19 protein-coding genes are annotated in these 10,389 nt (G+C 62.9%); all 19 read left to right on the top strand.

Annotated elements, in window-relative coordinates; genetic code table 11:
- Position 1: 1 nt before the first annotated feature.
- Positions 2-304, top strand: coding sequence for a hypothetical protein (locus AC07OH_RS03640; RefSeq protein WP_159275216.1), 303 nt, complete (start codon positions 2-4; stop codon positions 302-304).
- A complete protein-coding gene (locus tag AC07OH_RS03645; RefSeq protein WP_159275215.1) occupies positions 301-1,179 on the top strand; it encodes a DUF1376 domain-containing protein in 879 nt (292 codons plus the stop codon). The genes AC07OH_RS03640 and AC07OH_RS03645 overlap by 4 nt, the downstream gene beginning before the upstream one ends.
- A complete protein-coding gene (locus AC07OH_RS03650) occupies positions 1,166-1,828 on the top strand; it encodes a DUF6475 domain-containing protein (RefSeq protein ID WP_495299629.1) in 663 nt (220 codons plus the stop codon). Before AC07OH_RS03645 ends, AC07OH_RS03650 begins: the two co-directional genes overlap by 14 nt.
- On the top strand, positions 1,828-2,007 hold the full coding sequence (locus AC07OH_RS03655; RefSeq protein ID WP_495299630.1) for a hypothetical protein: 180 nt from the start codon (positions 1,828-1,830) through the stop codon (positions 2,005-2,007). The genes AC07OH_RS03650 and AC07OH_RS03655 overlap by 1 nt, the downstream gene beginning before the upstream one ends.
- Positions 2,007-2,453: a hypothetical protein gene (locus AC07OH_RS03660; RefSeq protein ID WP_495299631.1), complete on the top strand. Its 447-nt coding sequence runs from the start codon at positions 2,007-2,009 to the stop codon at positions 2,451-2,453. Before AC07OH_RS03655 ends, AC07OH_RS03660 begins: the two co-directional genes overlap by 1 nt.
- Positions 2,450-2,686, top strand: a complete 237-nt coding sequence (locus AC07OH_RS03665; RefSeq protein WP_495299632.1) for a hypothetical protein — start codon at positions 2,450-2,452, stop codon at positions 2,684-2,686. Before AC07OH_RS03660 ends, AC07OH_RS03665 begins: the two co-directional genes overlap by 4 nt.
- Positions 2,683-3,093 (top strand): recombination protein NinB, encoded by a 411-nt coding sequence (locus tag AC07OH_RS03670; protein WP_495299633.1) that lies wholly within the window; start codon positions 2,683-2,685, stop codon positions 3,091-3,093. Before AC07OH_RS03665 ends, AC07OH_RS03670 begins: the two co-directional genes overlap by 4 nt.
- Complete coding sequence (locus AC07OH_RS03675; protein WP_495299634.1) at positions 3,090-3,380, top strand: hypothetical protein; 291 nt, start codon at positions 3,090-3,092, stop codon at positions 3,378-3,380. Before AC07OH_RS03670 ends, AC07OH_RS03675 begins: the two co-directional genes overlap by 4 nt.
- On the top strand, positions 3,377-3,877 hold the full coding sequence (locus AC07OH_RS03680; protein ID WP_495299635.1) for a hypothetical protein: 501 nt from the start codon (positions 3,377-3,379) through the stop codon (positions 3,875-3,877). Before AC07OH_RS03675 ends, AC07OH_RS03680 begins: the two co-directional genes overlap by 4 nt.
- Positions 3,858-4,196, top strand: a complete 339-nt coding sequence (locus AC07OH_RS03685) for a hypothetical protein (protein ID WP_495299636.1) — start codon at positions 3,858-3,860, stop codon at positions 4,194-4,196. Before AC07OH_RS03680 ends, AC07OH_RS03685 begins: the two co-directional genes overlap by 20 nt.
- An 11-nt stretch (positions 4,197-4,207) precedes the next feature.
- Complete coding sequence (locus AC07OH_RS03690; protein ID WP_495299637.1) at positions 4,208-4,513, top strand: hypothetical protein; 306 nt, start codon at positions 4,208-4,210, stop codon at positions 4,511-4,513.
- Complete coding sequence (locus AC07OH_RS03695) at positions 4,510-4,734, top strand: hypothetical protein (RefSeq protein WP_495299638.1); 225 nt, start codon at positions 4,510-4,512, stop codon at positions 4,732-4,734. Before AC07OH_RS03690 ends, AC07OH_RS03695 begins: the two co-directional genes overlap by 4 nt.
- Positions 4,721-5,284: a hypothetical protein gene (locus AC07OH_RS03700; protein WP_495299639.1), complete on the top strand. Its 564-nt coding sequence runs from the start codon at positions 4,721-4,723 to the stop codon at positions 5,282-5,284. The genes AC07OH_RS03695 and AC07OH_RS03700 overlap by 14 nt, the downstream gene beginning before the upstream one ends.
- Positions 5,285-5,896: 612 nt before the next feature.
- Positions 5,897-6,145, top strand: a complete 249-nt coding sequence (locus tag AC07OH_RS03705) for a Com family DNA-binding transcriptional regulator (RefSeq protein ID WP_495299640.1) — start codon at positions 5,897-5,899, stop codon at positions 6,143-6,145.
- A gap of 10 nt (positions 6,146-6,155) precedes the next feature.
- Positions 6,156-6,407, top strand: coding sequence for a hypothetical protein (locus AC07OH_RS03710; protein ID WP_495299641.1), 252 nt, complete (start codon positions 6,156-6,158; stop codon positions 6,405-6,407).
- Between the two features lie 19 nt (positions 6,408-6,426).
- Positions 6,427-6,582 carry a hypothetical protein gene (locus tag AC07OH_RS03715; RefSeq protein WP_495299642.1) on the top strand — a complete coding sequence of 52 codons (156 nt, stop codon included), beginning with the start codon at positions 6,427-6,429 and terminating at the stop codon, positions 6,580-6,582.
- 157 nt (positions 6,583-6,739) lie between these two features.
- A complete protein-coding gene (locus AC07OH_RS03720; protein WP_495299643.1) occupies positions 6,740-8,206 on the top strand; it encodes a glycosyl hydrolase family 28-related protein in 1,467 nt (488 codons plus the stop codon).
- Between the two features lie 235 nt (positions 8,207-8,441).
- A complete protein-coding gene (locus AC07OH_RS03725; RefSeq protein ID WP_495299644.1) occupies positions 8,442-8,990 on the top strand; it encodes a terminase small subunit in 549 nt (182 codons plus the stop codon).
- Complete coding sequence (locus AC07OH_RS03730; RefSeq protein ID WP_495299645.1) at positions 8,959-10,374, top strand: terminase large subunit domain-containing protein; 1,416 nt, start codon at positions 8,959-8,961, stop codon at positions 10,372-10,374. Before AC07OH_RS03725 ends, AC07OH_RS03730 begins: the two co-directional genes overlap by 32 nt.
- Positions 10,375-10,389: the final 15 nt, after the last annotated feature.

Here is a 10,389-nt window from a genome sequence, read left to right on the forward strand (position 1 = left end):
CATGCAACACGCCATCGACTTCACGGGGGCGCCAAAGGCGCGCCGCCGCGATCCCATCACGAGCCATCTGGCAGCCGAGCAGGCCGCGGAAATGGCGCAGCGTCACCATGCCCTCATCCTCGCCGTTCTGCGCGAGCACGGGCCGCTGGGCAAGGACGGCATCGCCTCCCGCCTGCGCGGTGTTGACGGTGTGGCCGTCTGCCGCCGCCTGACCGAGTTGCAGCGCCATGGACAGATCGAAGAGACGGGCCGCCTGGTCAAGAGCAGCGCTGGCCGTGCTGAGCGCGAGTGGAGGGTTGCTTGAGCGATCTTCCGTCACCGCTGACACCGGCCGGCTGCGACCTGCGCGACTTCCCGCACACGCCGCTGTTCCGGTCGCGCCTGTTCGGGTCGTCGTTCCATGCGCGCGCCACGGATGGTGAGTGGCGCGCGGGCGTCACGCTCTGGCTCAAGTCCTGGGATCAGGTCCCCGCCGGCAGCTTGCCTGACGATGACATCGAGCTGTGCCGCTTGGCCGAACTGGCGCGCGATCTCAAGGCCTGGAAGAAGCACAAGACAGGCGCTCTGCGCGGTTGGGTGCTCTGCAGCGATGGTCGCCTCTATCACCCCGTGGTCGCTGAAGGCATCAACACGGCGCTCGAAGCCAAGATCAAGCAACGCCTGAAGACCGCAAAGGCTCGCATCGGCGCGCTCGAAAAGCATCTGAAGGAAGCCAAGACAGACGGCGAGAAGGCGCGTATCACAGAGGAGATCAGGAAGGTCCAACAGACTCTGTCACAGGGTCTGTCACAGACTCAGTCACTTGATCCAAGAGAAGGAGAAGGGAAGGAGAAGGGACTTAATACAGACCCTAACGGGTCTGGCGGCAAGCCGCCGCTGACCACCGACGAGATCATCTTCGGCTACGGCGTCCCGTTGCTCGTCAACGCCGGCACGGCCGACAAGTCCGCCCGCTCGTTTCTCGGCGGATTGCGCAAAGGCCACGGCGACGAAGCCCTGGTCAACGCCTTGCGCAACTGCCTTCGCGAGAAGCCGCTGCAGCCGCTCGAGTGGCTCGCCGCCGCTCTCCCGCCTGCTGGCGCCGCCGGCAAACCCAACCGCCAAGAGGCCATCGAGCAGCGCAACCACGCTGGCGCCGAGGCCTGGGCAGCTCAAGGAGACCACCATGCAACCGTCTGAACGGCTGGAGTTCGCTCGCCTGTTCGCTGACGTGATGGCGTACTACCGCCAGGACGTTTCCGACTTCACGCGCTCGTTGTTCTGGACGGCCTGCGAAGGTGCATCACTTGAGCAGGTCCGCAAGGCCTTCGACTGGCATGCCAAGGACCCGGAGCACGGGCAGTTCGCGCCAAAGGTTGCCGACCTGGTGCGCATCATCGCGGGCACGCACACCGATCGCGCGCAGCTCGCCTGGGGCAAGGCGCTGGAGGCGATGGGCAGCGTTGGCGCCTACACCGATGTCGTCTTCGACGACCCAGCCATCCATGCCTGCATCGAAGACCTGGGCGGCTGGCCGAAGGTGTGCCGCACAGAGACGAAGGAGCTGAGCTACCTGCAGCACCGCTTCTGCGAGTCGCACAAGGCGTACACGGGGCGCGGCCAGTTCGCGTACCCGCGGCGCCTTTCGGGCGACCGATCGCCGGATTCTGAGTACGAGAAGAAGGGTCTGAAGCCACCGCGGCCGGCGCTCATCGGTGACGCCGCGCGCTGCAAGCTGGTGTACCAAGGCGGCAGCGCCGCCGGCAAGACGGTCATCGGGTACGCATCTTTTGCCGAACTGGCGTCTGCAGGCGTCATGCACGGCATCGAAGTCGAAGGGGCGCACTGATGTCTCGCCGTCACGCTGCCATTCAACTCCTGCGCCTCGGATCGCTGACCTTCGGCGAGTTCGTGACGATCACCGGCTGGCCCCACAAGACCGCGCGCCAGACCATCTCCCGCCTGCTCGAAACGGGGCACATCTACTACCTCGGCGAGCGCCCGCACGGGGTCTACGGAGCCTATTGATGAACTACCACCCCTGGCCCGGTATTGGGCTTTCCGAGACGCCCATCAACTGGGTGAAGGAGTTGGGCTCGGCGACGCTGAGCGCAAAGAGTACTGCGAACGTGGAGCGCCGTCGCAAGACCGGCAAGGACCACAGCACCTTTCGCGGCATGAGCATGAAGTCGGACGAGTCGGGCCTGCGCGGCGTGCCGAAGATGATGCGCGGCAGACGAAATGCATCGACGGGGTTTGGCAACGCCGTCCGGCCCGAGAGCAACAGCGGCCGCATCCGCGCGGCGCTGGCCCACGGCCCGATGAGCCGTGCGCAGATCTGCGCCGCTACTGGCGTCAAGGCCACCCACATCTACGCCTACCTGAAGAACGACCTCGAAAAGGGTCGCGTCATCAAGATCGTGAAGCAGGGCGAGTACCAAAAGTTTGCGCTGGCGGAGGGCGTATGTGCGTGAACTGCGCAGCGGCCATCAAGCAGGCCGACTACCCGCTGTACGACGCCAACTGCAAGACCTGCACCGTTCGTGCGATGGCTCACGGGCTGCCGTTCTGGCAGTCGAAGGAGGCGGGCGCGCTGGTGCCGGCGTACAGCCAGGCCATGCAGGCCGCCTTCGGTACGGAGTGGCGCATCTGGCACGAGAAGGTCAAGGCCGAGAGCGACCGCATCGGGAAGGCGAGGGCGCAATGACCGAATCCCTATCCATCGAACTGCACAACCGCTCGCAGGCCTGGGCCGTCATCAAGGACCAGCTCTTCCCGTTTCTCGCCCAGGTGCTGCAGGGCGGACACCGCTGGGTGCTCACTGTCTCCAAGCGCAAGCGCACGAAGCCGCAGAACCGCCGCTACTGGGGGAAGGGCGTGCTCGCCCAGATCGCCGCGCAGGCAGCGCCGAACGGACGGCTGTACTCCGCAGAGACATGGCACGAGCAGTTCAAGCGCATGTTCATCGGCGTCGAAGAACTGCCGAGCGGGGAGGTCATCGGCAAGAGCAGCACGGAGCTGTCGACGGCTGAGTTTTCGGATTTCTGCTCCCAGGTCGAGGCCTATGCGGCTTCGGAATTGGGCGTCACGTTCTACGAATTGGAGGCTCCATGAGGCGCGCCGCCAAGATCGATACCAACCAGACGCAGGTCGTCTCGGCCCTGCGCGCGGCCGGCGTGTCTGTGCAGAGCCTCGCGGCCGTCGGCAATGGCGTCCCCGACCTGCTGTGCGGCTTCCGCGGCAAGCTCTCGCTGCTCGAGGTCAAGGACGGCAGCAAGGTGAAGAGCGCCCGCAAGCTGACCACAGCGCAGACCGACTGGCACGCCATCTGGGCCGACATGCCGCTGTTCGTGGTGGAGACGCCAGAGCAGGCGCTCAAGGCGCTGGGGGTGATCGCATGACGTTCGCCCGCAAGCCTTACGTACGCAAGCAATCCAGCGTCATGGCAATGGCTGAGCGCGCCGGCCTGGGTAAGAAGCCTTCGATCGTCGCGCGCGGCGTCATGGCGCACTGCGCCGCTGCTGGCCAATCGCAGCCGAAGACGGAGATCGTCCGCAGCGAGGCCTACCGCCGGCTGGTGGCCGCCATGCCGTGCATCGCCTGCGGCTGTGGCCCATGCCAAGCGGCGCATCCGAACACCGACAAGGGCATGGCGATGAAGACGGACGACCGGCTGTGTTTCCCGCTGTGTGGCCCGCAACCAGGCCGGCCCGGCTGCCACGCGCTTTTCGATCAGGGCGCCATGTTCTCGAAGGCCGCGCGCCGCGCCATCGAACCTGCATGGGGCGCCGACACGCGCCGCCGCATCCTGGCCAGCGGGCAGTGGCCCCAGCGCCTCCCGCTTTTGAACACCACGCCCGAAGGGCAGAAAGAAGACCATGACCAACAAGACCTCTGACGAAATGATGGTTGGCGCTGCTGCCGGCGTACTCGCCCTGATCTTGGGCGTGCCCTTCGTGGCAGCGATCGTCGCGATCTCAGCTATCTGGAGCGGCTATGTGTTCCACCTGCTGTGGCTCTGGTTCATCGTGCCGACCTTCGGGCTTCCCGCGCTATCCATCCCGCTTGCCATTGGCGTGTCGCTCACGGTCGGCTTCATCGCTCGCGGCCGCGCTCCCGACGAGAAGGGAAAGGCGTGGTGGAAGACGGTTCTCGAAGTTCTGCTCCGACCGGCGCTAGTGCTACTCGTCGGCTGGGTTGTCACCAGATTCCTCTGAGGAGGCGTGCGATGAACTGCAAACCCGGAGAACTAGCCTTCATCGAGCGCACTGGTGCCGATACTGGGCATCTTCATGGACGCTTCGTCACTGTGATTCAGTTGGCGCCAATACGCCTCCATGGTCTCGCCGTGTGGGAGTACGAGCCGCCGCTATTCGCGGCGGATGGAAAGCGGCTCACGTATCTCGAGGACTTCTGCCTGCGCCCCATCCGCGACCCCGGAGACGACGCCGTAGACGAGTCGACCGCGTGGCTGCCGCCTGTGCCTCTGCCAGCCATCGACCCGACTCTGCTGCCGGAAAGGGCGGATGCATGAGCCAGTCACCGTACGGGCCAAGCCCGCTTGATCAACTGACCGGGCATCGTGAATCTGTAGAGGCGCGACGCCGAGCAGCTGCTGCCGCAATGCAAGAGCGCCCGCGTGCGCGGACTTCGACCGCCATCGTCGTCGCCAAGAACCCCACATCCGCCACCGTCGAGCCTATTGCGGTGGTGGACTTTTATCCCGAACCGAAGGACTCCGATGTCGATCACTGACCGCTACGCCACCGCCATCCGCTCTTCGTGCCTGACGGTCGATGCGCGCACCTTCCGCAGCGACACCGACGTGCTCGCAGGCATGGGCTGTGCTGACCGCGCACTGAGCCGAGGCAGGGACTTTCACGGGCGAGACACTCCGAAGGCGCCGCTCGCCGTCGCGCTTCAGCGCTTGTTCATGGGCGACAACCACGCCTCGCGCGAGATCGTGGCGTTGCTAGCGGAGATGGTCTGGAAGAGGGCGCGCAGCACGCGCGTGAAGCTGGCGCGTCCGGCGGCTGAAGACATGGCCAGGGCATGCCTCGCATGGCACAGGTCCGGTGTGTGCAAACCGTGCGGCGGGCACGGCGTGCTGGTCATGCCTGGGACGAAAACCCTTGGGGCCCAAAAGTGCAGCGCCTGCCGCGGCGAGGGCGCGGTGCCATTCGAGCGTCAGTTTCCCCATGAGCTTCGCGAACTCGCGCGTTGGCTCGTGGCCGAAATGGAGCGCGATCAGGCGAAGGCCGGGCCCGAGGCCATGAAGTGGATCGCTCCATCGCTGGAGTTCTGACCACTGGATGGATACCCCTTGCGAAGAGGGTATCCGTCTGATACGCTTGCCCTGTCGTATAAATTCAGGGTGTTCCTGAAAAAACAATAGCGGCCCAACCCTGATGGCGGAGCCATATTCAAAATCAGGGGCATCACGAAGAGGTTCACGTCGCAGCGGAGGCCAACTGGCCAAAGGGGAGCGTGAGCCGGGGAGTCTCTTCGTGATGGTGAACGCGCCGAATTTCGAAACGGCGGCGCAAACAGCCGAACATGCGAGGGGTAGCGACCTCGGGCAGATAGCGAGATGCAACACCAGGCGGCCGAAAGGCGGGAGTTGCACTTTGTGGAGCACGTCAGACAGTGCTATCCGGGGTAGCGTCCGGCCACCATCAAAGAGTCCGTCCAAAGACATGGTGATAGCGGCGTGCGCCGCATGATCCACAAGCCGCCCGGGTGCAAGCCTTGGCGGCTTTTTTGTTGCCCGTGACGACGAGGCTGCAAAGGAAAAAAGCAGGGCGAGTGGTTCCGGTGCGTCAACACCTTTCCCACCCGCCTCCGCCGTGATTGCGCACGGCATTAGCCGAAGACCCTGCCACCTGTACAGGCCGGGGGATTATGGACGATGCCGCACATGGAAGAGATCCGTTGCGCTGGCTGCAAACGCAAGCTGGCGATGGGCAGTTTTACCCACCGTGAGATTAAGTGCCCCCGCTGTGGGGCGATCAATATTCTGAGGGCCACGGCAACAGCCGAGAGCCCCAATCCAGAGCGCCAACGAGTGCCTTCATTAACTTTGAAAGGTACTTATGGCTTACACCCCTCAAGAACGCGAGGACATGCGGACCCTGGCAGCGGGGATCTGGACCCAGTCCATCGCTGACACCCTGGACATGAACGACGAGGTCATTGATGTGATCTCGAAGGCTGCTGGCGAAGCGCTGCAATGCTCTCTCGCCTACGCACTCGTGCCGATGCCGATGGGATTCCCTCCGGCGAACCTCACCGTTTGGCTGCTGCTGAACGCGGCGTCGGTCCTGCTCCGCCTCAACGGCGTTCGTCAGCACCAGACCTTCCGACCTTGCATCGTCACGGCCGCGGCGAACTGGCGCACGCCCCTCGAGCTGGCTTCGCAGGGCATCTGAGATCGACTACCCTGCGAGGATGGGTGAACTGCTTTACTTCTGGCTGTCGAGAATCGCTGGCGCCATGCTCGAGCTTCGGCTCCTGCGCGCCGACGACGGCGGAGCCAAGATCGGTTTCATCCTTGCAGGGATCGTCATCCTTGTCTGCGTGATCGCAATGTCGATCTACGCATAAAAGGGCATTCGCCCTCAGGCCGCCAGGTAGAAATGCTTGGCGGCTTTTCTATTTCCGATGTCTAGGAGTTCGCTTCCTGGCATCGAGAGCCGGCTACGTCGCTGGGCAAGACTCAGCCAGTCAGCTCCATGTCGTCCCCATTGATTGAGGCTATGCCATGAAAAGGCTTAACGCGAGTTTCTTCTTATCCGTCGCGCTTGCAGCATTGCTGTCCGCGACTCCCACGTACGCGCAGTGGCAGGTCCCCAGTAATTCCGTCCCAGTGGGGCGCGGAACCGGGACTGGTTTCAACAGCGCGGCGCCAGGCGCGGCTGGGCAGGTGCTGACGAGCAATGGCGCCTCTGCCGACCCCTCGTTCAAGAGTCTCCCGAACCTCGACACCCGGATCAATGTTCGATCCTATGGCGCGCTGGGCAATTCGAATGGCACGCACGGAAACGGCAATGACGATACGGCCGCCATTCAGGCGGCGATCAATGCTGCAGCTGCACAGAAAAACGCGCAGAACCAGACGGGCGGTGTCGTGTATCTCCCTTGCGGGACGTATCGCATCACCGCATCGCTATCGGGAGCAAATCCTGACACGAGCTACCACTTCAAGGGCGATGGTGCTTGCTCGCAGATCTACAACGACAGCTCGGCACCAGCTTCGACGCTTGTATTCAATCCTCCGACCAATTCTGGTTGCTGTGTTGCGCCAGGATTTTCCATCGAGGATGTCTATTTCATCAGGCCGTACAACCCCAACGTAAGCGCCTACGCGATCCAGCTAGCCAACCTCAGTAACCCGGTCTTTCGCAACCTTACGATCAATGGGTATGGGCGGGGCATTAGTCTGCAGGCCTCCTATGGCCCGAAAATTCTCTCGAACGTCTTTTCGAATTTTCAGGGAACCGCGCTCAACTGTACGCTCGACGAGTCGTGCAACAACGCCAACATTTGGGGCAATAGCATCTATTTTGTAGGCAATGACATTAGTGAAGCGTCGCTCAAGATTGGTCCGGGGGCTGCGAGCTGTCTGCAAAATGCCAACAACGTTTCTCTGATCGGCAACAACATTGAGAAGTCATACAGCGGTCCGCAATTCAATGGTGTGTGTGGCGCCACACTTCAGGATAGCTACATCGCTGAAAATACTACTCACCCGTTCCTGTTTACGAGTGCTCTCAATCGAGCAATCAAGATCAGCGGCAATTACTTTGCCTTGAGTGTTGCTGGCGGAGGCACTCTACCGCTGTCAAACGTCACAGGGGTCGATTTTGGTCCGAACTACTGGTTTAACCAGAGTCTGTCCTATGGCGCGAACCTCGCGTCGATAGGTTGGTCTGGCTATCAGAACTTGGCAAATGGGGCCACCCTTGCCGGCTATTGCAGCGAGACGATGAACTGCAGCTACATGGGCAACGGGTGGCTTCGTCAGTGGGGCTACACGACGACTTCGGGCAATACGGCTGCGGTGACGTTCCCGATCGCGTGCCCCAACCAAGGACCGTCTGAGGTCAATACGACGAGCGGGTCCGGCTCGAACATGACGACGTGGTACAGCGCCACCACGAAGACTGGCATGTCGGTGTGGACTTCGGCCTCAACTGGTGCCGTAGCCTGGAGCATCACCTGCAAATGACCGGGCAGCCCCTCCCGCTTGGCCTTAGGCAGGCTGGGTGGGAGCGGCAGGTCGACTGCACGATTTAGATTTCGCCCCCGGTTCATCCCTGAACGTGACAGGGCGCGCCACGAGGCCAATTTGGCGCGACTCTCCAGCGAATGCATCACCGTCATCACGAGGGATGCGAACAGCAGCACCCCAGCCGTGACCACCACGGTAGCCTGATGGGGTGCCTCATTCGAAAGGTCCGGCCATGGCGCTGACTCCCAAGCAACAGCGTTTCGTCGCCGAGTACCTTATTGACCTGAACGCAACCCAAGCCGCTGTGCGGGCCGGGTACAGCGCCAAGACCGCTCTGCAGCAGGGGCCTCGCCTGTTGGGAAATGTTGGAGTTGCCCGCGCGATCACAGAGGCCAAGACGCAGCGCGCGGAACGCACCGAGATCGATGCTGACTGGGTGCTTAAGCGCTTGGCGCGCGATGCAACCGCCGACCTGGCCGACCTCTATGACGACCACGGAGGCTTGAAGCCGGTCAAGGAATGGCCGCTCGTGTGGCGGACTGGTCTGGTCGCTGGCGTCGAGACTGTGCAAGAGCGATTGGGCGATGACCCTGATGGCGCTCCGACCTTCGCGACGGTGCGCAAGCTGAAGCTGCTTGACCGCACGAAGCTGGTCGAACTCATCGGCAAACACGTCGATGTTGGCGCCTTCAAGGAGAAGGTCGAACACTCTGGATCGATTGCCACACCTGAACTGAAGTTGGTGCTCCATGGAACTGCACCTCCACCCGCGGCAGACTGAGGCGTTCCTCTCCACAGCGACGGAAATCCTGTACGGAGGCGCGGCCGGCGGTGGCAAGAGTCACCTGATGCGGACGGCGGCGATCGCGTGGTGCACGGCGATTCCCGGGCTGCAGGTCTACATCTTCCGGCGCATCTCGGACGACCTGGCGAAGAACCACATGGAGGGCCCGACGGGCTTTCCCGCCATGCTGTCGGAGTGGATCGAGCAGGGCCACGCGAAGATTAATTGGTCCAAGAACTCCATCGAGTTCTGGAACGGGGCAAAGATTCACCTTTGCCATTGCCAATACGAGAAGGACAGGTTCAAGTACCAGGGCGCGGAAATCCACGTCCTGATGATCGACGAGCTCACGCACTTCACGGACGTGATCTATCGCTACCTGCGCGGGCGGTGTCGCCTTGGCGGGTTGCGGGTGCCGCCCCAGTACATCGGGTTGTTCCCTCGCATCGTGAACGGGTCGAACCCGGGCGGTGTCGGGCACAACTGGGTGAAGGCGACATTCGTCGATCAGGCGGCGCCGATGGCGATCACGCAGATGGGCAAGGAAGAGGGCGGCATGCGCCGGCAGTACGTGCCTGCCAAGCTGGCGGACAACCCGACGCTCACCGAGACCGATCCCGACTACGTCGACCGGCTCGAGGGTCTCGGCAACGCCGCGCTCGTGAAGGCGATGCGCGATGGTGACTGGAACATCATCGCTGGTGGCATGTTCGATGACCTATGGGACCAGGACACGCATGTCCTCCAGCCCTTTGCCATCCCGGCCAGCTGGCGCATTGACCGCGCGTTCGACTGGGGCAGCAGCAAGCCGTTTTCGGTGGGATTCTGGGCCGAGTCGGACGGGACCGAGGCAGTCATGGCAGACGGCACGAAGCGCGCATTCCCGCGCGGCACGCTGTTCCGCATCGGCGAGTGGTACGGCTGGAACGGGCGCCCGAATGAGGGCCTGAAGATGAGCGATGCAGGCATTGCCGATGGCATTGTGAAGCACCAGGTTGACATGGGCCTACAGGAGCGAATTCGACCCGGCCCGGCAGACAGCAGCATTTTCGACGAGACCAATGGCGACAGCCCCGCCAAGATTCAAGAACGCCACAAGGTGCGCTGGGAGAAGGCGGACAAGTCGCCCGGCTCGCGCAAGCGGGGGTGGCAACTGATGCGCGGACGGCTTCAAGCGGCTCGCGCGGAACGCATGGAAGAGCCTGGCCTCTTCGTGTTCGATACCTGCCGGCAGTTCATCCGGACGATTCCTGTTCTGCCGCGCAGCGACCGCGACCCTGATGACATCGACACCGATGCCGAAGACCACATCGGCGACGAAGCGCGATACCGCATCCTGGCGGTGAAGCGGACAACGACGGTCGAGCCACTGCGTATGTGACGCGGAAAGACAAGC

It is taken from the genome of Variovorax sp. GW821-FHT10C12, assembly GCF_059415405.1.